Genomic DNA, 24,345 nt, shown 5'->3' with positions numbered 1-24,345 from the left:
AGGCGGGTCAGTCGTGGGCGCGCAGCACGAGCACGCCGCGCGGGGGCACGACGGCGTCGGTGGAGCCGTCGGAGGCGACGTGCACGCTGCCGAGCGCGTCGTCGTCGATCGCGATGGGCTCGGCGCCGCGGTTCACGAGGAACCGCCACGCGCCGCGCTCTCCGCGCTCGACGAGCTCGACGCGGCCGCGCAGGTGCTCGGGCAGCGTGCTCGCGACGCCTGCGGCCTCGAGCACGCGTGCGAGCAGGCTCGCGCGCAGCTCGGCGCCGGGGATCGTCGCGACGTAGGCGGCGGCGCCTGCACCGTCGGCGCCTGGGCGCAGCGTCGCCGCGGGTCCGCCGGCGGCGGGCCCGTCGTCGAAGCGCGCGAGCACCTCGGCGTCGTGCGCGACCTCCACGCGCTCGCTCCAGAGCGTCGCGTCGGCTCCGTCGACGTGCACGTGCTCGCCGGGCAGCACCGGCAGCAGCTCGTCGACGCGCACGCCCAGCAGGTGCCGCAGCCGCCCCGGGTAGCCGCCGAGCTCGGTGTGCAGGCGCTCGTCGGCGATGCCTGCGTACGCGGTGACGAGCACCGAGCCGCCCGCGGCGACGTGGGCGTCGAGACGGTCGCGCAGCTCGTCGGTGACGATGTGGAGCATGGGGACGATCACGAGCCCGCGACCGGGCAGCGGCGCGGAGGCGGGCACGACGTCGGCGCGCACGCCCGCGTCGAGCAGCGCCGTGTACCAGTCGAGCGCCTCCTGCTTGTAGCGCAGCAGCGACGACGGCTGGGAGTCGAGGTCGACCGCCCACCACGACTGCCAGTCGAAGAGGATCGCGACGTCGGCGGCGTGCCTGGGCGCGCCCGCGACGTCGGCGAGCCGATCGAGCACCCCGCCGAGCCCGACGACCTCGCGGAAGATGCGCGAGTCGCGTCCGGCGTGCGGCACCATCGCGGAGTGGTGGCGCTCGGCGCCGCCGCGCGACTGCCGCCACTGGAAGTAGGCGATGGCGTCGGCACCGTGCGCGAGGTGCGTGAGGGCGTCGCGCGCGAGCTCGCCCTCGTGCTTCGCCACGTTGACGTGCTGCCAGTTGACGGCGCTGGGCGAGTGCTCCATGAGATACCACGGCTCGCCGCCGGCGACGCCGCTCGTGAGGTTCGCCGAGAAGCTCAGCTCGTCGAGATCCTGCGGGCCGGGGTGCCGGTAGTGGTCGTTCGAGATGAAGTCGAGCTCGCCAGCCCAGTCGGCGTAGTCCATCGCCTTCGTCTCGCCCATGATCATGAAGTTCGTCGTGATGGGCACGTCGGGCGTCGCGCGGCGCAGCACCTCGCGCTCGGCAACGAGGTAGTCCTTGAGCGCGTCGGAGGAGAAGCGTGCGAAGTCGAGCTGCTGCGTGGGGTTCGCGAACGACGTCGTCGCGCGCGGCGGCAGCACCTCGGCGAAGTCGGCGTAGCGCTGCGACCAGAACGTGGTCGACCATGCGTCGTTGAGGGTCGCGACGTCGCCGTAGCGCCTCGCGAGCCAGACGCGGAACTCGTCCGCAGCCTCGTCGGAGTAGTCGTGCACGTTGTGGCAGCCGAGCTCGTTGCTGATGTGCCATGCGGCGAGCGCGGGATGCGAGCCGTAGCGCTCGGCCATGCGCTCGACGAGCGCGAGCGCGTGCTCGCGGAAGACGCGGGAGGTGGGGCGCCAGTGCTGGCGGGCACCGGGCGAGAGCACGGTGCCGCGCTCGTCGACCGGCAGCACCTCGGGGTGCATCCGCGTGAGCCACGGCGGCGGCGACGCCGTCGCCGTCGCGAGGTCGACGGCGATGCCGTGCTCGTGGAGCAGGTCCATGACCTCGTCGAGCCAGCCCCAGTCGAACCGCTCGGGCTCCGGCTGCAGCATCGCCCAGGAGAAGACGCCGACCGTGACGATCGAGACGCCTGCCTCGCGCATGAGCGCGACGTCGTCGCGCCAGACCTCGCGGTCCCACTGCTCGGGGTTGTAGTCGGCGCCGTAGCCGATGCGGGTGCGGCCGTCCGGCCAGTGCACCCAGCGCTGCACGCGGGTCATGGGGTCCTCTTCGTCGAGTCGCTGCGGGTCGAAGGAGGGCTCGTGGATGGGCGGCTCCGCAGCCGCCCATCCACGAGCCGACGGGTCACTCGATCGTGAAGCCCTGCTCGGTGCCGTACGTGTCGATCTGCTCCTGCCATGCGGCGAGGCCCTCGACGATCGTCGTGTCGCCGACGTACGCCTGTCCGACGGTGTCGTTGAAGATCGAGTTCGCGTAGACCTGGTAGGGCAGGTAGCTCCAGCCCTCGACGACGTTCGCCGACGACTCGGCGAACACCTGGTTCGCCTGCTGGCCGCCGAAGTAGTCGAACTCGACGTCGAGGAACTCGTCGGACTCGAGGTCGGCCGTCGTCGCCGGGAAGGCGCCGGCGTCGAGGCGCAGCTGCACGCCGTCGCCCGTCGTCGCGAACTCGAGGAAGTCGTACGCGAGCGCTGCCTGCTCGCTCGCCGCGGTGACCGCGAGCGACGAGCCGCCGTTCTCGGCGGACGCGGCCCCGCCTGCCTCCCACTGCGGCATGGGTGCGACGCGCCAGTCGCCCGCGGCGTCGGGGGCACCCGACTCGAGGTTGGCGGGCATCCAGGCGCCCGTGGTGATCGACGCGATCGTGCCGTCGTTCATGCCTGCGAACCACTCGTCCGACCAGCTCGACACGGGTGCGAAGAGGTCCTCGTCGAGCATCGGCTGCCAGATCTCGGCGTACTGCGCGGCGTCACCCTCGAGGTCGACGCCCACCGTGGTGCCGTCGACGGCGAAGGGCTCGGCGCCGGACTGCCACATGAGGCTCGTCGCGAGGCCGGCGTCGCCGGTGTCGTTCGTGATCGAGACCGACGGGTCGGCCGCGCGCAGGTCGCGGGCCGCCTGGAGGTACTCCTCCCACGTCGTGGGCACGGCGACGCCGAGCCGCTCGAAGACCTCGGCGTTGTAGAACATCGCCATGGGGCCGGAGTCCATCGGCATGCCGACGATCGCGTCGCCCTGCGAGACGGCGGACCACGGGCCGGGCGCGAACGTGCCGTCGAGGTCTGCGGCACCGAGGTCGGAGATGTCGGCGAGCGACTCGGCGATGGCGAACTGCGGCACCGCGAAGTACTCGATCTGCGCGATGTCGGGGACGCCGCTGCCTGCCTGGATGGCGTTCTGCAGCGCCGTGTACTGGTCGTTGCCGGTGCCGGCGTTGACGAGCTCGATGTCGACGTCCTCGTGCTCGGCCTCGTACGCCTCGACGACGGCCTCGAGCGTCGGCTCCCAGGCCCAGACGGTGAGCGTGCCGCCGGCCTCGGCGGCCGCGTCGGGGTCCTCGGTGCCTGCGGAGCAGCCTGCCAGCGCGATGAGGCTCGCGCCGGCGATGGCTCCCGCTCGCAGTGCGGTGCTGTGGTGGTGCTTCATGGCATGCCCTCGTCTCTTCATCGGGGTGGGCGCCGATCGGTGCTGCGATCGGGGGTCTGGGGTGCTCATTCCTTGACGCTCCCGGCCGCGAGGCCCGACTGCCAGAAGCGCTGGAGCAGCAGGAACAGGGCGATGAGCGGGATGATCGCGAGGAGCGAGCCGGTGATGACGAGATCGAAGATCGCGTCGCCACCTGCGGTGGTGGCCTGGTTGTTCCAGGCGTTCAGGCCGATGGTCAGCGGGTACCAGTCGGGGTTCCTGAGCATGATGAGCGGCAGGAAGTAGTTGTTCCACGTCGCGACCGTCGTGAACAGCAGCACGGTGACGATGCCGGGGCCCAGCAGCGGCAGGCACACGGAGCGGAAGATGCGCAGCTCGCTCGCGCCGTCGACGCGCGCCGCCTCGATGAGCTCGTCGGGGATCGACTCGCTCGCGAAGACCCACATGAGGTAGAGGCCGAACGGCGAGATGAGCGACGGCAGGATGACCGCGAGCGGGGTGTCGGTGATGCCGATCCGCGCGAACATGAGGAACGTCGGCACCGCGAGCGCCGTGCCGGGGATCGCGACGGCGCCGAGCACGACCGCGATGGCCGCCGAGCGGCCGCGGAAGCGGAACTTCGCGATCGCGTAGCCGCCGAGCGTCGCGAGCAGCGTCGCGCCGCCCGCGCCGAGCACGACGTACAGCAGCGTGTTGGCGAGCCAGCGACCGAAGATGCCGTCGCCGTACGCCAGCACGCGGCCGATGTTGTCGAAGAGGGCGAACTCACCGCCGAACCACAGCCCGAACGTCGAGAAGAGGTCGGCCTGCGTCTTCGTGGCGTTGATGACGAGCCACACGAGCGGCAGCAGCGTGTAGATCACGATGACGGCCATCGCGATCGTCAGCAGCAGGCTGCGACGCTTGCGCGGCCCGCCGACGGGCGTGCGGCGGCGGTGCGCGCGCGCGGACGTGGGGCGCAGCGACGACGGCCTGCGACCGGTGACGCCCGGCACGATGACGGGTGCGCTCATCGCTGCTCCCTCCGCATCCCGCGCAGCTGCACGAGGTAGGCGATGACGGCGGTCAGGATGCCCATGAGGATGGCGACCGCGGCGGCGAGCCCCTGCTGCTGGCCGGAGAAGGACAGCTCGTACGCCCAGATGTTGGGCGTGAAGTAGCTCGTGATGGCGTTGGGTGCGAGGTTTCGCAGGATGCTCGGCTCGTTGAACAGCTGGAAGCTGCCGATGATCGAGAAGATCGTCGCGATGACGAGGGCTCCGCGGATCGCGGGCAGCTTGATCGCCGTGATGACGCGCAGCTCGCCCGCGCCGTCGATCTCCGCCGCCTCGTAGAGCGAGGTCGGCACCGTGCGCAGCGCTGCGAAGAAGATGAGCATGTTGTAGCCGACGAACTGCCACGTGACGATGTTGCCGATGGCGGCGAGCACGGTGTCGGGCGCGAGGGGCGATGCGATCGACGTGCCGAGGAGCTCGTTGAACGATCGCACGAGCCCGAACCGGTCGCCGTACATGAAGCCCCACATGAGGGTGGCGACGACGGCCGGCACCGCGTACGGCAGGAACACCGACAGCCGCACGAAGGCGGAGCCGTGCAGCCGGCCGGAGTCGATCGCGAGCGCGACGAGCAACGAGAGGAACAGCATGATCGGCACCTGCACGACCAGGAACAGGATGACGTTGCCGACGCCCGACCAGAATCGTGCATCGCCGAGGATGCGGGCGAAGTTGTCGAGTCCGACGAACTGCACGCCGCCGACGAGGCGGTCGGCGAAGAGGCTGAGGAACAGCGCGTAGGCGATGGGGGCCAGGAAGACGAGCGCGAAGACGATCGCGAAGGGGGCGAGGAAGCCGAGCCCCGCCAGGCGCGGGGCGCCTGCGCGTCGAGTGCGCGTCATGCTCGTCATCGAACCTCCTCGACCCGCAGCGTCGCGGTGTCGCTCGTCTCGCGCGGTGGTCGTGCGAGGCTCCTGCCGCGGGCTCGCGGCGATGGGGCTAACCTATCAGAACAGAACGGAAACGCACAATAGCGAAGAGAAGTGAACATCTCGGATGCGAAGGAGCACCCCCGCCATGACCCCCACCGACCCCCTGGACCGGGTGCTGCACCTGCGCTCGGGCGGCACGAGCGTCGTCGTCGACCTCGACGCCGGACACCTGCCCGCCATCGTGCACTGGGGCGCCGACCTCGGCGACGTCGCCCCCGAGATCCTCGCATCCCTCGCCACCGCCGCCCGACCCCAGCGCATCTCCGGCGGACTCGACCGCCCAGGCAGGCTCACGCTGCTGCCGCAGGAGTCCGACGGCTGGCTCCAGACGCCCGGTCTCGCCGGACACCGCTCGGGACGTGCGTTCACGACCGCGCTCGCCACCGGCGACGTCGCCGCCGACGACGCAGGCGTCACGATCCTCGCCGCCGACGACGAGAGCGGGCTCGAAGCGAGCATCCGCCTCGAGCTCACCGCTGGTGGCACGCTGCGCTCGCGCATCCGCATCGCCAACGTCGGCGACGACGACTACACCGTCGACGACCTCCACGTCACGCTGCCGCTGCCCGACGACGCCGACGAGATCCTCGACACCACGGGCCACCACCTCCGCGAGCGCGCCCCGCAGCGTCGCCGCCTCACGATCGGCACGCACGTGCGCGAGAGCCGCAGGGGCCGCCCCGGCGCCGACGCGAGCCTGCTGCTGGCGGCCGGCACGCCCGGCTTCGGGTTCGAGCGCGGCGTCGTGCACGCCGTGCACGTCGCGTGGAGCGGCAACCACCGCATGAGCGCAGAGCGCACCGTCACGGGCGAGGCGCTGCTGACGGCAGGCGAGCTGCTGCTGCCGGGCGAGGTCGTGCTGACGCCGGGCGACGCGTACGAGACGCCGTGGATCGTAGCGAGCTGGGGCGACGGCCTCACCGCGCTCTCCCACCGCCTCCACGACGACCTGCGGGCGCGCCCCCAGCACCCGCGCCGGCCGCGGCCCGTGACCCTCAACACGTGGGAGGCCGTCTACTTCGCGCACGACCTCGGCCGCCTCACGGCGCTCGCCGATCGCGCGGCGGCCGTGGGCGTCGAGCGCTTCGTGCTCGACGACGGCTGGTTCCTCGGCAGGCGCGACGACACCGCCGGGCTCGGCGACTGGAGCGTCGACCCCGCCGTGTGGCCCGGCGGCCTCGACCCGCTCGTTCGCCACGTGCGCGGGCTCGGCATGGAGTTCGGGCTGTGGGTCGAGCCCGAGATGGTGAATCCCGACAGCGACCTCGCACGCGCGCACCCGGAGTGGATCCTGCGCGGCCGCGGCGAGCTGCCCGTCTCCGCCCGCCAGCAGCAGGTGCTCGACCTCGCGAACCCCGACGCATGGGCGTACGTGCGCGACCGGCTCGACGCGCTGCTCGCGGACCACGACATCGCCTACCTCAAGTGGGATCACAACCGCGACCTGCTGGAGGCCGGCGACGGCCCAGGAGGACGCGCACGCGTGCACGCAGGCGTCACCGCCCTCTACGCGCTGCTCGACGACCTGCAGGCCCGCCACCCCGGCCTCGAGATCGAGTCGTGCGCGTCCGGCGGGGCACGCGTCGACCTCGGCATCCTCGAGCGCACGCACCGCGTGTGGACGAGCGACACCCTCGATCCGATCGAGCGGCTGCAGATCCAGCGCTACACGGGCCTCGTCGTGCCACCCGAGATGCTGGGCGCGCACCTCACGAGCCCCGTCGTGCACTCCACGGGACGCACGGCATCGCTCGAGCTGAGCGCCGGCGTCGCGGTGCTCGGCCACCTCGGCATCGAATGGGACCTCACGGCGCTCGACGACGCCGGGCTCGAGCGCGTCGCCTCGTGGGTCGCGCTGTGGCGGCGGCACCGCGGGATGCTCGCGACGGGCCGCGTCGTGCACGCCGACCTCGCCGATGCGAGCGTCGACGTGCGCGGCGTCGTCGCCGCCGACGCGTCCGAGGCCCTCGTGACGATCACGCAGGTCACCTCGAGCCGCTCGCATCCCGGCGCTCGCGTGCGCATCCCAGGGCTCGACCCCGAGCGCGCCTACCGCGTGACGACGCTGAGCCCCGCCCACGACGCGACGCCGGGGCAGTCGCCGCTGCCGTGGGCAGACGGCGTCACGCTCACGGGCGCCGCCCTCGCGCACGTCGGCATGCGCGCGCCCGCGCTGCTGCCGGAGCAGCTCGCGCTGCTGCACCTCGAGGCGACCGGCTGACCGGGCGCGTGGAGCGCGTCAGCGCTCCGCGTGCTGCCCGGCGCGAGAGATCTCGACCATGGTCTCGCGCGGCACGACCTTGACGCGAGCACGCCCGTGCGGCTCACCCAGGCTGATCTCGTGCTCGTCGAGCCGGATCCAGCCGGCGATGTCGGTCCAGTCGACGCCGCGCTCGGCGAGCAGCGCCGGGATCGCGTCGGCGCTCGCGTCCTCGGGCGTCCACCACGACAGCTCGTCGGCGAGCAGCTGCTCGACCGTCTCCTTCGCATCCGACTTCGTGTGGCCGATGAGGCCGACGGGGCCGCGCTTGATCCACCCCGTGGCGTACACGCCCGGCAGCGGACGGATGCCGTCCATCACGCGGCCCGCCTCGTTGGGGATCACGCCGCGCAGCTCGTCGAACGGCACGCCCGTGAGCGGCGACGAGAAGTAGCCCACCGCTCGGTACACGGCCTGCACCGGCACCTCGCGCAGCTCGCCGGTGCCCTCGATGCCGCCCTCGCCGTCGGGGCGCGTGCGCTCGATGCGCAACGCGGTGACGCCGTCGTCGCCGACGATCGCCACGGGACGCGACCAGAAGTGCAGGTGCAGCCGTCGCGACGCCTCGCCCGTCTCGCGCGTGCGCCACTGCTCGAGCACGCGCGAGATCACGAGGATCTGCTTGTTCGCCTTCCTCGCGTCCTCGTCGGGGTCGACCCCGAAGTCCTCGTCGTACAGCATCATGTCGACGTCGCGCAGCTCGCCGAGCTCGCGCAGCTCGAGCGGCGTGAACTTCACGTCGAGCGGGCCGCGGCGCCCGAAGACGTGCACGTCGGTCACCGGCGACGCCTCGAGCCCCTCGACGACGTTGGCAGGCACCTCGGTGGGCATGAGGTCCTCGGGATGCTTCGCGAGCATGCGTGCCACGTCGAGCGCGACGTTGCCGACGCCGAGCACCGCGACGCCCTGCGCCTCGAGCGGCCAGGTGCGCGGCACGTCGGGGTGGCCGTCGAACCACGACACGAAGTCCGCGGCGCCGTAGGAGCCGGGCAGATCGACGCCGGGGATGTCGAGCGGTGCATCCTTCACGGCACCCGTCGCGAAGATGACGGCGTGGTAGTGCCGCCGCAGGTCGTCGAGCGTGACGTCCTCGCCGAAGCGCACGTTGCCGAAGAAGCGCACGACGCCCGACTCCAGCACCTCGCGCAATGCCGAGATGATGCCCTTGATGCGCGGGTGGTCGGGGGCGACGCCGTAGCGGACGAGCCCGTACGGCGCCGGCAGCTGCTCGAACAGATCGATCGACACGTCGCTGCCACGCTCCACGGCGGCCTTCTTCAGGATGTCGGCGGCGTAGATGCCTGCCGGGCCTGCGCCGACGACGGCGACTCTCAGTGCATCGGGCACGATGATCCTCTCGTGGGTCGCGCGGTCACGCGCCTGTGGTCAGCGGGTGCGGGTGACGAGCGAGGCCGCGAAGGCGTCGAGCGCGTCGCGCACGGCCCCGGCAGGCAGTGCCGTGAGCGCCTCGTGCGCGCCGTCGCGCCAGCGCTCGGCCTCCGCGAGGGTGTCGAGGGTCGCGGGATGCTCGCGCAGCCTCGAGACGACATCCGGGAAGTCGTCGCCCTTGCGCTCGATGTCGGCCAGCAGCGCAGCGGCGTCGGCGTCGGTCTCGGCAGCGGCACGCAGGCGCAGCAACGGCAACGTCACGACGCCGGCGCGCAGGTCGGTGCCGGCCAGCTTGCCCGTCTCGGTCGACGCCGACAGGTCGAGCACGTCGTCGACGAGCTGGAACGCGACGCCGATGCGCTCGCCGAAGTCGCGCAGCGGCTGCCGGTACGCCGCGTCGGCGCCCGCCATGAGCGCGCCGAGCTCGGCGGCGGAGGCGATGAGCGACCCCGTCTTGTCTGCGAGGACGCGGATGTAGTGCTCCACGGGGTCGGTGCCCTGGGGCCCGAGCGTCTCGTGCAGCTGGCCGAGGCACATGCGCTCGAACGTGTTCGCGTGGATCGCGGCGAACTCGGTGCCGAGGCGCGCGCCCACGGCGCCCGCGCGGGCGAAGAGCAGGTCGCCCGCGAGGATCGCGATCGAGTTCGTCCACACCTCGTGCACCGCGGGCACGCCGCGACGCATCGACGCGCGATCCATGACGTCGTCGTGGTAGAGGCTCGCGAGATGCGTGATCTCGACGACCTCCGCAGCCGACACGACGTCGTCGGTCACGCCGTCGCCCAGCTGCGCGGCGAGCATGACGAGCATGGGTCGCGTGCGCTTGCCGCCCGCATCCTTCAGGTAGCGCGCCATCGAGTCGGCCACGGGATCCGTCAGGGCGACGTCGCGATCGAGGGCGGCCTCGACGCGCCGCAGCCCCGCCTCGAGGGCGTCGACGAGGTCGCGCTCGGCGCCGGAGGCCTCGTCGAGCGCGATCCCGAGCGAGGCGGCGAGGCCGCTCACGCCGTCGTCTCCTCTGGCGTCGCGCGCTGCATCGTCGCCATGCGGATCGTCTGCTCCGTGGGCTTGCGGCCGCGGTGCAATGCGACAGCGCCCATCGTCAGGTCGCGGTGGGCGACACGCGTGAAGCCCGCGCCGCGGATCCACCGCGAGAGGGTCTGCTGATCGGGCCACGCCGCGATCGACTCCACGAGGTACCGGTACGAGTCGGGGTTGCTCGAGGCGAGCCTGCCGACGAGCGGCACCGTGCGCAGGAACGCCGCGTGGCCGACGCGCGCGATGCGCAGCGGCGGCTTCGACGCCTCGCACACGAGCAGGCGGCCGCCGGGCTTCAGCACGCGGAAGAACTCCGACAGCGCCGCCTTCGGGTCCTGCACGTTGCGGAAGCCGAACGAGATGGTGACGGCGTCGAACGTGTCGGCGTCGAACGGCAGGTCCTGCGCGTCGCCGTGCACGAACTCGATCTCCGGGTAGCGCCTGCGCCCCTCGTCGATCATGCCCCGACTGAAGTCGAGCGCCGTCACGAGCGCGCCCGCCTTCGCCATCGGCGCCGACGACGTGCCGGTGCCCGCTGCGACGTCGAGGATGCGCTCGCCGGGCTGCGGCGCGACGGCACGCGTCATCTGCAGCCGCCACAGGCGGTCGTTGCCGAGCGTGAACAGCCCGTTCATGAGGTCGTAGCGCCTCGCGGTCGCGTCGAACATGCCCGCGACCTCGCTCGGGTCCTTGCCCAGGTCCGCTGCCCCCACGACGTCCATCCTACGGTGGCGCGCATCCTGCTCGTCAGCCGCGTGGGATCCGGAGCCGGGCGAGCGTAGGCTGGGCACCGTGCGGACCCAGCGACGACTGCGCGTCGTGACGACGCGCGCCGCCCACGGTCGACTCATCGCCCATGCGGATGCCGGCGCACCGCTGGCCTTCGTGCGATCGGGAGATGGGCTCGTCGGCGTGGGCGAGTCGGTGCGCATCACGGTGTCCGGAGCGGGCCGCATCGCGGATGCCGCCGCCCAGTGGGCTGACCTCGTCGCCGCAGCCGACGTCGTCGACGAGGTCGACGCGCACGGCACGGGACTCGTCGCCTTCGGCACCTTCGCGTTCGCCGACGACTCGGCCGCCACCAGCGTGCTCATCGTGCCGCGCATCGTGCACGGTCGCCGCGGCGACGACGCGTGGATCACGCGCATCGCCGTCGACGACGAGCCGCTGCCGGAGCCGCTGCCGCAGCGCGAGATCGACGACGTGCGCGTGGTGCTCGCTCCCGGCGCGATCGACGCCGCACGCTACGAGGCGATCGTCGGCGAGGCCGTCGCCGCCATCCGCGCCGGCGACCTCGAGAAGGTCGTGCTCGCCCGCGACCTCGTCGGGGTGCTGCCTGCCGGCGCCGATCAGCGCAGCGCACTGCTGGGGTTGCGGCGCCGCTACCCCGACGCCATCACGTACGCCGTCGACGGGCTGCTGGGCGCGAGCCCCGAGATGCTCGTCGCCGCGCGCGACGGCCACTGCTTCACGCGTGTGCTCGCAGGCACCGCCGCACGCGGTGCGACGCCCGAGCTCGACGGCGAGGCGGCGGAGGCGCTCGCGGAGCATCCGAAGGACGTCGGCGAGCACCGGCTCGCCGCCGAGTCGGCGCTCGAGTCGCTGCGTCCCATCTCGCACGACCTCGCCACGAGCGGGCCGTACCCGCTGCGCCTGCCGAACCTGTGGCATCTGGCGACCGACATCACGGGCACGCTCGACGGCTCCGTGCTCGATGCGCTGCAGGCACTGCATCCGACCGCTGCCGTCGCCGGCACGCCCCGTGCGGACGCGCTCGCGCTGCTGGGTGCGCTCGAGGGCATCGACCGCGGCCGCTACGCGGGCCCCGTCGGCTGGGTGGATGCGTCGGGAGGCGGCGAGTGGGCCATCGCGCTGCGCGGTGCGCAGGTCGCGGCCGACGGCGGCATCCGCGCGTTCGCGGGTGCGGGCATCGTCGCGGAGTCGGAGCCGGCCGACGAGCTCGCCGAGACGGCGATCAAGCTGCGCCCCATCGTCGACGCGTTCGGCGATCCGCTGCCGCCGAGGCCGGTGCTCGAGTAGCAGGCGCCGCCCGAGCACCGATGCGTTTCGCAGGCGATCCGGGAGGTCAGAGGGGCATCTTCCCTCCGCCACCCCGGATCGCCTGCGAAACGCACCTGGGCTGGCCGCGGGTCGGCGGGTCTGCGCAGGGCTAGGGTCGACGGATGCTCGATGCCGCCGCCGTGCGCCCTCCCGCGGTCGCAGCCGTCTCGCCGTCCGTGACCCTCGGGATCGTGCCGCAGGTCGTCGAGGCGCTGCCGTTCGCCCTCGTCGTCGAGCACGACGCCGACCCGCTCGCCGCCGTCGACGCGTCGGGCGTCGTCGCGCTCGTGCGGGCTCCCGACGGGACGACGACGATCCGCGCCGCGATCGACGCGGACGTCGAGCGATGGATCGCGCTGTGGACGGGCGGCACGGCCCACGGCCTCGACGCGCCTGGCATGACGGCGTCGATCGCCGCACCGCTGTCTGCCGCGGGCCTCGCGGTGTTCGTCGTCGGCACCGCGACGGCGGATCTCGTGCTGGTGGGCGAGGACGACCGCGATCGCGCCCTCGCAGCCCTGCGCGCATCGGGCCACGACGTGCGCGCCTGACGCGCCCATCCGCCCGCCCGATTGCGTTTCGCAGGCGATCAGGGTGGTCCGAGGGGTATCTTCCCTCGACCACCCCGGATCGCCTGCGAAACGCAACCGAGAGGGGGTCGGGGTCAGCGCAGCGGCGCCTCGAGGGGGACGCGGTCGGTGCAGCCTGCCGCGACGACGCGGACCGTCGACGGCGGGTTCGCCGCCAGCAGGCCGGCCGGGCGGATCGGACGGCGCACGAGGTCACCGCCGCAGTTCGGGCACACGTGCGCGAAGGCGTCGGCGCACGCCGGGCACCACGTGCACTCGAATGTGCAGATGAACGCGACGGCAGCCGGCGGCAGGTCGGCGTCGCAGCACTCGCAGCCCGGGCGCAGCTCGAGCATCACAGGGCCGTGCCGCGCTCGGAGCCCTTCGAGCCGCCCGTGCGCGTCGAGCCCGTGGCCGCGCTCGTGGGCGTGCCGACGCCCGCGACCTCGCCCTTCTTGCCGCTGCTCTTGCCCTTGCTCTTGCTCTTGCTCTTGCCCTTGCCCTTGCTCTTGCCCTTGCCCTTGCTCTTGCCCTTGCCCTTCTTCTTGTTCTTGCCCTTCTTCTTGCCCTTGCCCTTGCCGCCATCCTTGGCCTTGCCCTGCTCGGCACCGCCCATGCGCTGCTGCGACCCCTTCGGCGACGTCGACTCCCCCTCGCCGATCGCGGCGTCGACGGCCGCCCCTTCCACGTCGTCGACGACCGACGCCGCGGCCGACGCGGCCAGCGCATCCTCGGGGATGCCGCCGAGGGCGACGAGCCGCTCGCGCTCGGCGTCGACGTCGTAGTCGGCCGTCGGCCACTGCGGGTCGATGGCCTCGAGCGCCTCGATGAGCAGCTCCTGCACCGCCAGCCGCGCGTACCACTTGCGATCGGCAGGCACGACGTGCCACGGGGCCGACGCACGCGCCGTGCGGTCGATCGCGATCTTGTACGCCCGCTGGTACTCGTCCCACAGCGTGCGCTCGTCGACGTCGCCCGGGTTGTACTTCCAGTGCTTGTCGGCACGATCCAGGCGCTCCAGCAGCCTCGCGCCCTGCTCGCCGTAGGAGATGTGCGGCATGACCTTCACGAGGTGGATGCCCTGCTCGCCCAGCTGCCGCTCGAAGTCGACGATGCGGCCGTAGCGCTGCTCGATCGTCTCAGGCTTCGAGAGCCCGCGCACGCGGTGGATGAGCACGTCCTCGTAGTGCGAGCGGTCGAAGACCCCGATCTGGCCAGGTTGCGGCAGCGCGCGCTCGATGCGCCACAGGAAGTCGTGGCGACGCTCGGCGGGCGTCGGCCGCTTGAACGAGGTGATGCGCACGCCCTGCGGGTCGACGGCGCCGACGACGTGGCGCACGAGCCCACCCTTGCCTGCGGTGTCCATGCCCTGCAGCAGCAGGAGCACGCTGCTGGTGGCGCCGCCCGCCGACGACGCTGCGAAGAGCCGCTCCTGCAGCTGCGCGAGGTGCACGGCGCGCTCGGCGAGCATCGCCTGCCCTGCCGCCTTGTCGCCGTCGAAGCCGGGCGTCGATCGCGTGTCGATCTCGGCGAGGCGGATGCCGCGACGCGGATGACGGACGGCTGCGGGGATGGCGCTCATGGCGTGAGCCTAGTCACGCGGGTGCGCGGCGCAGGCGGAGGCTACGGCGCCAGTCGCACCTCGATGAGGCACGTCGCCGCGGCCGTGAGCGCCCGCTCGAGGCCTGCACGGTCGTCGACGAGCACGTGCTGCCAGCCGTAGGCGGCGGCGAGCGCCGCGAGGTCGACGGTCTGCGGCGTGCGCTGCACCCGGGCGAAGTCGGCGGGGTCGGCGGTGCCCGCGACCTCGAGGTCGTCGAAGATCGTGCCACCGCCGTCGTTGCCGACGACGAGCTGCAGACGCGGCCTCGGCTCGTCGGCGGGCACGTGCAGCCCGCCCACGTCGTGCAGCAGCGTGAGGTCGCCCATGAGCGCACGCGTCACACCGCGACCGCCCGCCCGGTCGTGGGCGAGCGCGACGCCGATCGCCGTCGACACGGTGCCGTCGATGCCGGCGAGGCCGCGGTTGGCGTGCACGGTCACGGGCTTGCCGCCGACGCTGCGGTCGAGCACGCGGATGAGCCTGGATGCGCCGAGCACGAGTCGGTCGTGGGGCCACGTGTGCTCCCACACGGCCCTCGCGAGCATCGTGCGCGTCACAGGGCGTCGGGCGTCCTCGAGCACGGCGCGCGCGTAGTGCTCGCGCGACAGGTCGGCACCGGGGATGGGGGCGGCGTCGGCGTCGAGGATGCGCCTCGACGCGTGCACCCACCTGCCCACCCACGCCCGTGCCCACTCGCCGGGCTCGCCGTCGGCGACGAGGTCGCCTTCGACGACCGTGCCGCGCACGTTGTCGAGCCCGCGGCGTCCGGCGACGACCGTCTCGACGTCGTCGCGGCGCATGAGGCCCACGACGAGGCGCGTGAGCGTGGGGTGGCCGACGACGACGACGCGTCGCACCTCGGCGGCGAGGTCGGTCGCGAGCACGTCGGGCACGACGAGGTTGGGGCCGAAGCGCGCGTTCGACGACGGCTCGGCGACGAGCGGCGCGCCCAGCCCGATCGCGAGCGCCGATGCCGCGGGCGTGGCGTCGGCGCCCGCGACGACGACCGTGCCGGGCTCGGGTGCGATGAGGTGCGTCGGGCGCGGCACCGCGGCGACGGCCTCGACGGCCGTGTGCTGGGTGACGTGGCCACCCGAGAGCGGGTCGCGCAGCGCGACGTTGAGCTGCACGGGCCCCGGCTCTCGCATGCCGTGAGCGCCGAGCGCCTCCGTCACCGCGCGCACGGCGTCGGCCTCGGGCGTCGCATCGGCGTCGGCGATCGCCTCGACGACCGCGCGCGCGCCGGCACCGAAGATGCCGGGCTGCGCTGCGGTCTGGTTGGAGCGGATGCCCTGCAGCTCCGGAGGACGGTCGGCGGTGATCGCGATGACCGGGAGGTCGGCGTGGTGCGCCTCGAGCATCGCGGGGTGCAGCTCGGCGACGGCGGTGCCGCTCGTGACGACGATCGCGACGGGCGTGCGCGTCTCGCGCGCGATGCCGATGGCGAGGAACCCGGCGGAGCGCTCGTCGATGCGCACGTGCAGCGTCAGCCTGGCGTCGCGAGCGAGACGAGCCGCTGCGAGTGCGAGCGCCTGCGAGCGCGACCCCGGGCAGACGACGACGTCGTGCACGCCTGCGTCGGCGAGCGCCGCGAGCAGTCGGTCGGCATAGGCGGCGGAGCCGCCGTCAGCCACGGCGCGTGTCGTCGTCGTCGCGGTCGTCGGCTGCGGGCAGCGTGCTGTCGGCGGTCGGAGGCTCGTCGTCGCCCTCCGCCTCTGCGCTGCCTGCGTCGGCCTCGGGCTCGCCGTCGCGGGTGCGCTCGGCCTGCGCCTCGTCGTCGAGCGCCGCGAGCTGCGCCTCGAGCTCCGAGATGCGGCGGTCGGACTCGTCTGCGCTCACCCACGTGCCCATCTGGGTGCGGAACGCGGGCGAGTCCTCCGGACCCTCGGGCGGTGCAGCGGAGCGCGGCGCCTTGCCCCACAGCAGCCAGCCCAGCGGACCGATGACGGGCACGAGCACGATGAGCACGGCCCACAGCACGCGGTTGAGCCTGCGGATGCGACGGTCGTCGGTGATCGTGAGGTCGACGATCGCGTACACCGCCATCGCGACGGCGAGGATGCCGCCGATGATGTAGAAGCGCGCCATGCCGATGATGGTACGCGTCGAGCCCATGCGCCGACGCAGGTTCCGCCGCGCGCGTACGCTGGGTGGGTGCGTGCCATCCTCGTCTACGCCCTGCTCAGGGGTGCGCTGTTCGTCGTGCCCTTCGCCATCCTCGTCGCCGCGCAGGTCCCGTGGTACGTCGCGCTCGTCGTCGCGCTGCTGTTCGCGTTCGCCGCGAGCTCCATCTTCCTGCGCAGGCAGAAGGTGGCGGCGGCGGCCGAGATCGCCCGCATGCGGGGCGAGGACGCCTCGAACGCCGACGAGGACGCCGAGGACCGCGCGATCGACGCCGAGGGTGCCGACGCGAGCGCGGCACCCGACGACGCCGATCGTCACCGCACGGCCGACGCCGACGCTGACGCGTCGTCGCCGACGGCCTCCGGCGAGCCTGCCGCTGCCGAACCCGCCGACGCATCCGACGAGCGCACCGAACGCTGAGGCGGCGAGCCCCTCGCGCGACTAGAAGGTGAAGCCCGTGATGCCGCCCCACAGGGCCACGGCGGTGCCGAGCCCGTAGAGCAGCGTCGCGAGCGACGTGAGGCCGAGCGCCGTCACGTAGTCGCGCGTCGTGCGCCCCATGGCGACGATGACGACGGCGGGAGCCGCGACGACGAGCACCAGCAGCACGAACGGGCCGTACGCGAGCGCGAGCGCGTAGATGGCGAGGATGCCGAACGGTGCGAGCATGAGCACGCCGTAGAGCACCTTGGCGGGGACGCGGCCGATGAGCGTCGGCAGGCTGCGCTTGCCGGAGGCGCGATCCGAGTCGATGTCGCGGATGTTGTTGACGAGCATCGTCGCGGCGGCGAAGCAGCCCATCGCAGCGCCGAGCACGAGCGAGTCCTCCGTCCACCGACCGAGCGTCGCGTACACGGTGCCGTTGACCGCCACGAGGCCGAAGACGACGAACACGACGACCTCGCCGAGCCCGTAGTAGCCGTACGGGTGCGTGCCGCCGGTGTAGAACCAGGCGAGCACGACGCATGCGGCGCCGACCGCGAGCAGCCACCACTGCTGCGACACGATCGCGAGCGCGACGCCGGCTGCGGCACCGAGGCCGAGCAGCACGAGCGCGACGGTGCGCACCGTCTTCGGGTCGACGGCGGTCGAGCTCGTGATGCGCGCAGGGCCCTGACGGTCGCGGTCGGTGCCGCGGATGCCGTCGGAGTAGTCGTTGGCGACGTTGACGCCCATCTGCAGCAGCAGCGCGACGGCGAGCGCGAGCAGTGCGATGCCGAGGTGGTAGCCCTCGGCGTTGAAGGCGGCACCGACGCCGACCGCGACGGGCGCGATCGCCATCGTGAGCGTGCGCGGTCTCGTGGCGGCGATCCAGTCGCCGAGGGTCGGGGGTCGCTTCGCCTGCCGCACGGCCGTGCCGCGCCTGGCCGGGTTGCCGGAGCGCTCGCGCGAGCGCTCGACCTGCTTGCGGCCTCCCTGGGCCTGTCTCGTCTTCGCCACGGCGTCGAGCGTAGCCGCACGAGCGCTGCGCGAGCCGAGGGCCCCGACCCGGGCAGGGGTGGGGCCACGGCTCGGGAGCGGCACGCACGCCGCCGAACCTGCACGCCACGGCCACCGCATCGGCCCCTCGCACGCGAGAGCCTCCTCACGTGCGGGTTCCGCGCGACACCCGGTGGTCGCCTCGACGGATGATGGCGAGCAGGTCCTGCTGGACGGCATCCCATCCGTGCACGATCTGCGCGGCGGTGAGCCTCACCACGAGGTATCCGGCTGCCGTGAGCTCGCGGTCGCGCTCCCGATCGGCCGCCTGCGCACGCCAGTCGGCGTGATGCTCGGCGCCGTCGCACTCGATGACGAGTCGCTCGCCGACGAGGATGTCGACGCGGTGCCGCCCGATGCGGACCTGCGTGCGCACGCGGATGCGGCGCGCTCGCAGGCGAAGCCGCACGATGCTCTCGAGCCCCGACTCCGCGGCATCGACGCGCTCGAGGAGGGCCTGCACCGTCGACGGGGCATCGCGCGACCACGACGCGAGCTCGTCGCGCGTCGCGAGGCGCAGGTGCAGCAGCGAATCCGCGACCACCACCAGCTCCTCCTCCGTCGCGCACCGCAGCAGGCATCGGAACGCCGCATCGACGTCGTCCACCGGCCACGCGACGCCCGGCGCGCGGCCGTACGGGCTGCAGCCCACCGGGCCGCCGCGGTGGACGGCTGCGCCGAACCGACACCTGGGAGGGACCTCGGCTGCACGCGGCACGGGAGACCCCGCTCACGTGCAGGGTCGGCGGGCGAGGCGCGTCAGCGGGGGCGCGGGGCGCTGGGCGTCGACCGCCACCACGACCTGCGCTGCCGCATGCGACTCGCGACGAGCCGAGCCAGGCGCTTGCGGTCGGGCTTGCCGGTGTGGGTCGTGGGGATGACCGACACCGTGACGACGTGGTTGGGGCGCGCGGGCTTGCCGAGCGCGTGCTGCACGGCCTGCCGCATCTCGGCCAGGTCGGGTCGCAGCGTCGTGACGACGACGGGCACCTCGCCCCACTCGGCGTCCGGGCCAGAGACGACGACGGCGTCGGGCGCGAACACCTGCACGACGTGCTCGACGGCGGCGAGCGACACGTTGACGCCGCCCGAGACGATGACGTCGTCGATGCGGCCCGACACCTGCAGCTGCCCGCCGATGAGCGATCCGGCGTCGCCGGTGCGGAACCAGCGGGTGCCGCGCGCGTCCTCGACGAAGCGCCGCGCGGTCAGCTCGGCGTCGGAGTAGCCGTCTGCCAGGTGCGGACCCGAGATCTCGATCTGGTCGGTGAGCCGCACCTTCGTGTCGCCCAGCGGCCTGCCGTCCCACACGCAGCCGCCGCACGTCTCGGTCATGCCGTACGTGCGCGTGACCTTCCACCCCAGTCGCGAGGCGCGTTCGATGAGGCCGAGCGGCGCGCGCTGCCCGCCCAGCAGGATGCGGTCGAGCCTGCGGATCGGCGCCGCGAACGACCGGTCGAGCTGTGCGGCGTCGACGAGCCTGGCGAGCTGCGCGGGCACGAGCGAGGTGTAGCGGCGGTCGTGCTCCAGCGACTCGACGGCGGCGACGAAGGCCTCGGCGGTGAAGGAGCCCTCGGTGCGCACGAGGTCGGCCCCCGATGCGGCGTTGCGCCAGATGACGTTGCGGCCGGCGATGAACGACTCGGGCAGCGACAGCACCCACTGGCCGGCTCCGCCGAGCGCCTCGTTGGCGGCTGCCGTGGAGGCGGCGATGGCGTCGTCGGAGAGCAGCACCTGCTTGGGCACGCCGGACGAGCCGCTGGTCGCGACGATCTCGGGCATCAGCGCGCCCCCGACTGCCGGCGGAGCATCAGTACGCCCACGGGAACGGCGACCAGTCCGGGTCGCGCTTCTCGAGGAACGCGTCGCGGCCCTCGACGGCCTCGTCGGTGCCGTACGCGAGGCGCGTGGCCTCGCCCGCGAACAGCTGCTGGCCCACGAGGCCGTCGTCGACGGCGTTGAAGGCGTACTTGAGCATGCGGATGGCGGTGGGGCTCTTGCCGAGGATCTCGCGCGCCCAGTCGATGGCCGTCGCCTCGAGCTCGGCATGCGGCACGGACGCGTTGATTGCGCCCGCGGCGAGCGCACGGTCGGCCGAGTACTCGCGGGCCAGGAAGAACACCTCGCGTGCGAACTTCTGCCCCGTCTGCCTCGCCATGTACGCGCTGCCGTAGCCGGCGTCGAACGAGCCGACGTCGGCGTCGGTCTGCTTGAAGCGCGCGTGCTCGGCGCTGGCGATCGTGAGGTCGCACACGACGTGCAGCGAGTGGCCGCCGCCTGCCGCCCATCCGGGCACGACGGCGATGACGACCTTCGGCATGAAGCGGATGAGGCGCTGCACCTCGAGGATGTGCAGCCTGCCGGCGCGTGCGGGGTCGATCGACGCGGCCGAGTCGCCGTCTGCGTACCGGTAGCCGTCGCGCCCGCGGATGCGCTGGTCGCCTCCGGAGCAGAAGGCCCAGCCGCCGTCCTTCGGGCTCGGGCCGTTGCCGGTGAGCAGCACGACGCCGACCTTCGAGTCGACGCGTGCGGCCTCGAGGGCGCGGTACAGCTCGTCGACCGTGCTCGGCCGGAAGGCGTTGCGCACCTCAGGCCGATCGAAGGCGATGCGGGCGATGCGGCCGTCGTGCGAGCGGTGCGACGTGATGTCGGCGAACCCCTCGGACTCGGGCGAGACGACCCATGCGCTCGGGTCGAACAGCTCGGAGACGGTCACGCCATAAGCCTACGCCGGGGCACCCACGCGGCTCGCCGAGCGTCGGCTCAGAACCCGCCCTCCGGCCTCGCGACGAGCTCGTACGACTGCAGGTCGGCCGCGAACGTGACGGTCACCTGCAGCCGCCAGCTCGCCGGCGAGCCGCCGACGACGCGCACGCTCACGCCGAACGTGAGCGACTGCCGGTCGCCGAAGTAGGTGGAGCCGTCGAGCGTCGCCTCGTAGCGCTCGCCTGCGCCGAGCGGCTCGCTGTCGGGGCAGCCGGACGCCGGGGTCGCAGCGCATGCGTCGACGTAGGCGACCGCCGCCTCGCGCGCGTCCTCCGCGAGCGCCTCGGACGGCGTCACGCCCCCGAACCACATCGCACCGTCGCCGGTGACCAGCAAGGCCGTGTCCTCGACCTCCATCCCCACGGGCGCCACGACGCCCAGCTCGTACTCGGCCGGGTACAGCCAGACGGGATCCTCGCTCTGCGCGAACCCCTCCGGCGCCTCGACGCCGCCGACCGCCTCGACGCGGGCGACCGACACCCACAGCGGCGAAGCGACCGCGAGGCCGCGGTCGAGGCGCCACCCTCCGTCGCGCACGAGCTCGAGGCGGATGGGCGAGCCCTGGCTGAACGAGGGCAGCGCGACGCCGCACGACACGGTGGCGCGGTCGTCGTCGACGCGCGGCTCGGCGCAGTCGAACGTCGCAAGGCTCGTCGGCTCGGCGGCGTCGAGCAGCCCGGCCTCCGCGTACTCCGCGTCGGGCTGCACCATGCTGCTCGCCTGCGCGAAGTCGCCCGACTCGACGGCGGCGACGTGCTCGGCGACGACGCGCTCCAGGTCGGCCATCGAGCCCGCATCCGCCTGCCGCTGGATGGCGGGCACGGCGACGAACGTGGCGGCGACGAGCGCGGCGCCCGCGATGAACGTCGCGAGCGGGTTGCGCCCGAGGGCGAGGATGCGGGCGAGGGCGCGGCGCGGCTGCTGCGCGTCGCCCCCGGAGGCGTTCGCCCGGCGCACCGCGGGTGCGGGCACGTGCGCATGCTCGAGCGCGAGCGCCTCGACGCGAGCGTCTCGCTCACGTGCCTCGTCGTCGGCGAGCGCACGCGCCCGCTCGACCTCGTCGTCCGAGGGCATCGTGAAGTCGGGCATGCGCTCGCTCACGGAGCCACCGCCGATGCGCTCTCGATCTCGAGCTCGTAGCTCACGAGATCGGGCGTGAACCGCACGCGCACGACGACCTCGACCTGCGGCGCGGCGCCCGCCTCGCCGACGAGCACCGGCTGCACGAACGCGGTGCCCTGCCAGCCGACCGTCGGTCCGGCCTCGACCGGGGACGCCTCGAGCGTCGCACCCGGTGCGAGCCTGACCGCAGTGCACTCCCCCGCCGCGCCGCCGGCCGCGACGCACGCCTCGACGGCTGCGAGCGCGGCGGCGCCGGCATCCTCGACCACCTCGGCAGCCGGCATGCGCCCCACGAGCAACGAGGCACCCGAAGGGCCGACGACCATGCCCGCGTCGCCCACGACCTCCACGAGCGGGGAGGTCGCGACGTCGACGTCGTAGAACCCGGGCAGCAGCAGCGGCCCGCCCGTGACGCCGGACCCGCCGGGGATCGCGACGCCTCCGACGGCGGCGACCTCGCCGCCGGCGAGGAACGTGGATGCCCGGCGCTCGAGACCCTCGACGATCTCCCAGTCGCCGTCGCGTGCGAGGCCGATCGTCATCGAGCCCTCCTGCGAGGATCGATCCGCCGGACCACCTGCGACGACGACGCAGGTCACGTCGGCGACGTCGCCGTCGACCTCCGGGTCGGCGCAGTCGAGCACGGCTGGGATGGTCGGGCGCGCGACGCCCAGCAGCGCCAGATCGGCCCCGCCCCCATCCGGCGTGTGCAGCGCCGCGGCCGCCTCCGCGTCGCCTGCCTCGACCGCCGCGACGTAGTCGTCGACGAGCCGCGGGAGCTGCTCGGCCGCATCCCGCTGCAGCGCGGGGAGGCCGATCGCGAGCGCGGCAGCCACGAGCGCGACCGCCGTGACGACGGCGATCCCGATGCTCCTGCGCCGCCGGCCGCTCGACGCAGCAGCGTCCGGCTGCACGAAGTCGGGCATCGGCGCGGCCATGACGTGCAGTGTTCCAGACGTCCCCCGACCGCCGCTGGACGCACCGCGTGCCGCGTCACGCGCCGCGCGCGTCAGAAGATCGCGAGCGACCGCCACACGAACGCGCTCGCGACGAGGAAGAGGATGAGGGTCGCGCCGCCGAGCGACGCCCCGAGCGCGCCCGTGCGGCGTCCGTTCGGCGACGACGCTGCGAGCAGTCCGCAGCCGACGCCCGCGACCCCCAGCACCGTCACGGCCACGAGCAGCCCGATGACGACCGGCCGCTCGCCCGGAGCCGGCGCGAACAGGTGCGTGACCTGCTGCAGGAACGACACGACCTGCCCCACGACGCCGACGGGCACGATCAGCAGCGACAGGCGACCGAGGCCGCGTGCCCGTGCGTGGATCGCCTCAGCGACGCTCACATGCCCAGCGCGAGCACGACGATGAGCGGGATGAGCGGGTTCGTGAGCACGACGAGCGCGAGGGAGCCCGCGCCCAGGATGACGTTGAGGCGGCCGCGCCGCACGAGGGCGGCGATGGCGCAGCCGACGGTCCCCAGCGTGAGGATGCCCCACACGGGCAGGCCCGTGATGAGGAGGCCGCCGAGCGGCGTGAACAGCAGCACGATGGACACGAGGAAGATGAGGCCGCCGAGCGCGGCACCGACGGCGGCGATGATGCCGTACACGGGGCTGCGCTTCAGCTGCTGCCCGGGGGCGAGCCGCGTCTCGGTCACCCACGGCATCTCGGTCGTCGTCATGCGACCAGTGTGCCGTACGCATGCACGCCGAGGCTGACGTGCAGCCGCGAACGCGCCACACACGCGCTCCGGTCGTGCCGCCAGGCGCGTCGCGGGGTGACGGGAGACGTGCGCTGCGCCAGGATGGTCGCGATGCTCCCGCCCATCGATGCGCTGCTCGAGTCCCTCCACGTCGTGCGCCTGCCGCTCGCGACGCGGTTCCGCGGCGTGACCGAGCGCGAGGCGGCCTTCGTGCGCGGACCCGAGGGCTGGGCGGAGTGGAGCCCGTTCCTCGAGTACGAGGCCGAGGAGGCCTCGACGTGGCTCGCCGCGGCGATCGAGGATGCGTGGCTGCCGCGCCCGCCTGCGCTGCGCGACCGCATCCCGGTGAACGCGACGCTGCCCGCCGTGCCCCCGGAGGACGTCGCAGGCGTGCTCGCCCGCTACGACGGCTGCCGCACCGTGAAGGTGAAGGTCGCAGAGCGTGGGCAGACGCTCGACGACGACGTCGCCCGCGTGCGCGAGGTGCGCACGCTGCTGCCGGACGCTCGCATCCGCATCGACGCGAACGGCGGCTGGAACGTCGACGAGGCGGAGTCGGCGGTGCGCGCCCTCGAGTCGCTCGATCTCGAGTACGTGGAGCAGCCGTGCGCGACCGTGCCGGAGCTCGCCGAGCTGCGCGCCCGCATCCATCGTCTCGACGTGCCGGTCGCCGCGGACGAGTCGGTGCGCAAGGCCGAGGACCCGATGGCGGTCGTCGCCGCAGGCGCGGCCGACGTGCTCGTCGTGAAGGCGCAGCCGCTCGGTGGCGTGCGGCGCGCGCTCGCGATCGTCGCCGAGGCGGGGCTGCCCGCGGTGGTGTCGAG

At 73.2% G+C, this 24,345-nt stretch carries 23 protein-coding genes and 1 pseudogene; 5 read left to right on the top strand and 19 right to left on the bottom strand.

The genetic code is table 11. From position 1 onward, the window contains the following. Positions 1–7 precede the first annotated feature (7 nt). The 4 genes from ACZ6H8_RS14455 to ACZ6H8_RS14440 all read right to left on the bottom strand — a co-directional run bounded on the left by ACZ6H8_RS14455 (position 8) and on the right by ACZ6H8_RS14440 (position 5,328). Entirely contained in the window at positions 8–2,035 is a 2,028-nt protein-coding gene (locus ACZ6H8_RS14455; protein WP_464147611.1) for a beta-galactosidase, read from the bottom strand. Positions 2,036–2,120: 85 nt separating this feature from the next. After that, on the bottom strand, positions 2,121–3,422 hold the full coding sequence (locus tag ACZ6H8_RS14450; protein ID WP_464147609.1) for an ABC transporter substrate-binding protein: 1,302 nt from the start codon (positions 3,420–3,422) through the stop codon (positions 2,121–2,123). Positions 3,423–3,487: 65 nt separating this feature from the next. Next, positions 3,488–4,435: a carbohydrate ABC transporter permease gene (locus tag ACZ6H8_RS14445; protein ID WP_464147608.1), complete on the bottom strand. Its 948-nt coding sequence runs from the start codon at positions 4,433–4,435 to the stop codon at positions 3,488–3,490. Next, positions 4,432–5,328 (bottom strand): carbohydrate ABC transporter permease, encoded by an 897-nt coding sequence (locus ACZ6H8_RS14440; protein WP_464147607.1) that lies wholly within the window; start codon positions 5,326–5,328, stop codon positions 4,432–4,434. Before ACZ6H8_RS14440 ends, ACZ6H8_RS14445 begins: the two co-directional genes overlap by 4 nt. A gap of 166 nt (positions 5,329–5,494) precedes the next feature. Between ACZ6H8_RS14440 and ACZ6H8_RS14435 the strand changes: the two genes are divergently transcribed. Then, positions 5,495–7,630, top strand: coding sequence for an alpha-galactosidase (locus ACZ6H8_RS14435; RefSeq protein ID WP_464147606.1), 2,136 nt, complete (start codon positions 5,495–5,497; stop codon positions 7,628–7,630). Between the two features lie 18 nt (positions 7,631–7,648). Here ACZ6H8_RS14435 and ACZ6H8_RS14430 read toward each other — a convergent pair whose 3' ends face one another. The 3 genes from ACZ6H8_RS14430 to ACZ6H8_RS14420 are packed head-to-tail and all read right to left on the bottom strand — an operon-like array spanning position 7,649 to position 10,809. Beyond that, the gene (locus ACZ6H8_RS14430) at positions 7,649–9,016 is read right to left on the bottom strand and encodes an FAD-dependent oxidoreductase (protein WP_464147605.1); all 1,368 of its coding nucleotides are present in this window, start codon (positions 9,014–9,016) and stop codon (positions 7,649–7,651) included. A 39-nt stretch (positions 9,017–9,055) separates the two neighbouring features. After that, positions 9,056–10,063 (bottom strand): polyprenyl synthetase family protein, encoded by a 1,008-nt coding sequence (locus tag ACZ6H8_RS14425; RefSeq protein ID WP_464147604.1) that lies wholly within the window; start codon positions 10,061–10,063, stop codon positions 9,056–9,058. After that, positions 10,060–10,809, bottom strand: coding sequence for a class I SAM-dependent methyltransferase (locus tag ACZ6H8_RS14420; protein WP_464147603.1), 750 nt, complete (start codon positions 10,807–10,809; stop codon positions 10,060–10,062). Before ACZ6H8_RS14420 ends, ACZ6H8_RS14425 begins: the two co-directional genes overlap by 4 nt. A gap of 79 nt (positions 10,810–10,888) precedes the next feature. On the opposite strand from ACZ6H8_RS14420, the gene ACZ6H8_RS14415 reads away from it, so the two are divergent. Continuing rightward, on the top strand, positions 10,889–12,136 hold the full coding sequence (locus ACZ6H8_RS14415) for an isochorismate synthase (RefSeq protein WP_464147602.1): 1,248 nt from the start codon (positions 10,889–10,891) through the stop codon (positions 12,134–12,136). Positions 12,137–12,279: 143 nt separating this feature from the next. After that, entirely contained in the window at positions 12,280–12,708 is a 429-nt protein-coding gene (locus ACZ6H8_RS14410; protein ID WP_464147601.1) for an ACT domain-containing protein, read from the top strand. A gap of 113 nt (positions 12,709–12,821) precedes the next feature. On the opposite strand, the gene ACZ6H8_RS14405 is transcribed toward ACZ6H8_RS14410, so the two are convergent. The 4 genes and pseudogenes from ACZ6H8_RS14405 to ACZ6H8_RS14390 all read right to left on the bottom strand — a co-directional run bounded on the left by ACZ6H8_RS14405 (position 12,822) and on the right by ACZ6H8_RS14390 (position 16,417). Then, complete coding sequence (locus ACZ6H8_RS14405; protein ID WP_464147600.1) at positions 12,822–13,082, bottom strand: DUF1272 domain-containing protein; 261 nt, start codon at positions 13,080–13,082, stop codon at positions 12,822–12,824. Between the two features lie 392 nt (positions 13,083–13,474). After that, a pseudogene (locus ACZ6H8_RS14400) lies at positions 13,475–14,308 on the bottom strand (PPK2 family polyphosphate kinase); the annotation flags it as partial. 41 nt (positions 14,309–14,349) lie between these two features. Continuing rightward, entirely contained in the window at positions 14,350–15,963 is a 1,614-nt protein-coding gene (menD, locus tag ACZ6H8_RS14395) for a 2-succinyl-5-enolpyruvyl-6-hydroxy-3-cyclohexene-1-carboxylic-acid synthase (RefSeq protein WP_464147599.1), read from the bottom strand. Beyond that, a complete protein-coding gene (locus tag ACZ6H8_RS14390) occupies positions 15,956–16,417 on the bottom strand; it encodes a PLD nuclease N-terminal domain-containing protein (RefSeq protein WP_464147598.1) in 462 nt (153 codons plus the stop codon). The genes menD and ACZ6H8_RS14390 overlap by 8 nt, the downstream gene beginning before the upstream one ends. 66 nt (positions 16,418–16,483) lie before the next feature. On the opposite strand from ACZ6H8_RS14390, the gene ACZ6H8_RS14385 reads away from it, so the two are divergent. Further along, the gene (locus ACZ6H8_RS14385) at positions 16,484–16,873 is read left to right on the top strand and encodes a DUF4229 domain-containing protein (protein ID WP_464147597.1); all 390 of its coding nucleotides are present in this window, start codon (positions 16,484–16,486) and stop codon (positions 16,871–16,873) included. Positions 16,874–16,894: 21 nt separating this feature from the next. On the opposite strand, the gene ACZ6H8_RS14380 is transcribed toward ACZ6H8_RS14385, so the two are convergent. From ACZ6H8_RS14380 to ACZ6H8_RS14345, 8 genes are all read right to left on the bottom strand, one after another. Then, positions 16,895–17,893: a 1,4-dihydroxy-2-naphthoate polyprenyltransferase gene (locus tag ACZ6H8_RS14380; RefSeq protein ID WP_464147596.1), complete on the bottom strand. Its 999-nt coding sequence runs from the start codon at positions 17,891–17,893 to the stop codon at positions 16,895–16,897. Between the two features lie 145 nt (positions 17,894–18,038). Beyond that, on the bottom strand, positions 18,039–18,479 hold the full coding sequence (locus ACZ6H8_RS14375; RefSeq protein WP_464147595.1) for an endonuclease domain-containing protein: 441 nt from the start codon (positions 18,477–18,479) through the stop codon (positions 18,039–18,041). Between the two features lie 212 nt (positions 18,480–18,691). Then, positions 18,692–19,714, bottom strand: a complete 1,023-nt coding sequence (locus tag ACZ6H8_RS14370) for an AMP-binding protein (protein ID WP_464147594.1) — start codon at positions 19,712–19,714, stop codon at positions 18,692–18,694. A 28-nt stretch (positions 19,715–19,742) separates the two neighbouring features. Continuing rightward, positions 19,743–20,648: a 1,4-dihydroxy-2-naphthoyl-CoA synthase gene (locus ACZ6H8_RS14365; protein ID WP_464147593.1), complete on the bottom strand. Its 906-nt coding sequence runs from the start codon at positions 20,646–20,648 to the stop codon at positions 19,743–19,745. A gap of 47 nt (positions 20,649–20,695) precedes the next feature. Beyond that, positions 20,696–21,799: a hypothetical protein gene (locus tag ACZ6H8_RS14360; RefSeq protein ID WP_464147592.1), complete on the bottom strand. Its 1,104-nt coding sequence runs from the start codon at positions 21,797–21,799 to the stop codon at positions 20,696–20,698. Then, a complete protein-coding gene (locus ACZ6H8_RS14355; RefSeq protein WP_464147591.1) occupies positions 21,796–22,758 on the bottom strand; it encodes a hypothetical protein in 963 nt (320 codons plus the stop codon). The genes ACZ6H8_RS14360 and ACZ6H8_RS14355 overlap by 4 nt, the downstream gene beginning before the upstream one ends. 71 nt (positions 22,759–22,829) lie before the next feature. Then, on the bottom strand, positions 22,830–23,162 hold the full coding sequence (locus tag ACZ6H8_RS14350; RefSeq protein WP_464147589.1) for a hypothetical protein: 333 nt from the start codon (positions 23,160–23,162) through the stop codon (positions 22,830–22,832). Continuing rightward, positions 23,159–23,500 (bottom strand): hypothetical protein, encoded by a 342-nt coding sequence (locus tag ACZ6H8_RS14345; RefSeq protein WP_464147588.1) that lies wholly within the window; start codon positions 23,498–23,500, stop codon positions 23,159–23,161. The genes ACZ6H8_RS14350 and ACZ6H8_RS14345 overlap by 4 nt, the downstream gene beginning before the upstream one ends. A 132-nt stretch (positions 23,501–23,632) precedes the next feature. Between ACZ6H8_RS14345 and ACZ6H8_RS14340 the strand changes: the two genes are divergently transcribed. Continuing rightward, positions 23,633–24,345: o-succinylbenzoate synthase (locus tag ACZ6H8_RS14340; RefSeq protein ID WP_464147587.1), on the top strand; the 713-nt coding region annotated here is incomplete at its 3' end.

It is taken from the genome of Agrococcus sp. AC640b, assembly GCF_979255995.1.
Note: the sequence above shows the minus strand (reverse complement) of the source record. Positions and strands in the feature narration are given on the sequence as shown.

Coding starts and splice junctions, on each gene's coding strand:
- ACZ6H8_RS14455 (WP_464147611.1), bottom strand. CDS start 2,035: ATGACCCGCGTGCAGCGCTGGGTGCACTGGCCGGACGGCCGCACCCGC.
- ACZ6H8_RS14450 (WP_464147609.1), bottom strand. CDS start 3,422: ATGAAGCACCACCACAGCACCGCACTGCGAGCGGGAGCCATCGCCGGC.
- ACZ6H8_RS14445 (WP_464147608.1), bottom strand. CDS start 4,435: ATGAGCGCACCCGTCATCGTGCCGGGCGTCACCGGTCGCAGGCCGTCG.
- ACZ6H8_RS14440 (WP_464147607.1), bottom strand. CDS start 5,328: ATGACGAGCATGACGCGCACTCGACGCGCAGGCGCCCCGCGCCTGGCG.
- ACZ6H8_RS14435 (WP_464147606.1), top strand. CDS start 5,495: ATGACCCCCACCGACCCCCTGGACCGGGTGCTGCACCTGCGCTCGGGC.
- ACZ6H8_RS14410 (WP_464147601.1), top strand. CDS start 12,280: ATGCTCGATGCCGCCGCCGTGCGCCCTCCCGCGGTCGCAGCCGTCTCG.
- ACZ6H8_RS14405 (WP_464147600.1), bottom strand. CDS start 13,082: ATGCTCGAGCTGCGCCCGGGCTGCGAGTGCTGCGACGCCGACCTGCCG.
- ACZ6H8_RS14390 (WP_464147598.1), bottom strand. CDS start 16,417: ATGGCGCGCTTCTACATCATCGGCGGCATCCTCGCCGTCGCGATGGCG.
- ACZ6H8_RS14370 (WP_464147594.1), bottom strand. CDS start 19,714: ATGCCCGAGATCGTCGCGACCAGCGGCTCGTCCGGCGTGCCCAAGCAG.
- ACZ6H8_RS14355 (WP_464147591.1), bottom strand. CDS start 22,758: ATGGCCGCGCCGATGCCCGACTTCGTGCAGCCGGACGCTGCTGCGTCG.
- ACZ6H8_RS14345 (WP_464147588.1), bottom strand. CDS start 23,500: ATGACGACGACCGAGATGCCGTGGGTGACCGAGACGCGGCTCGCCCCC.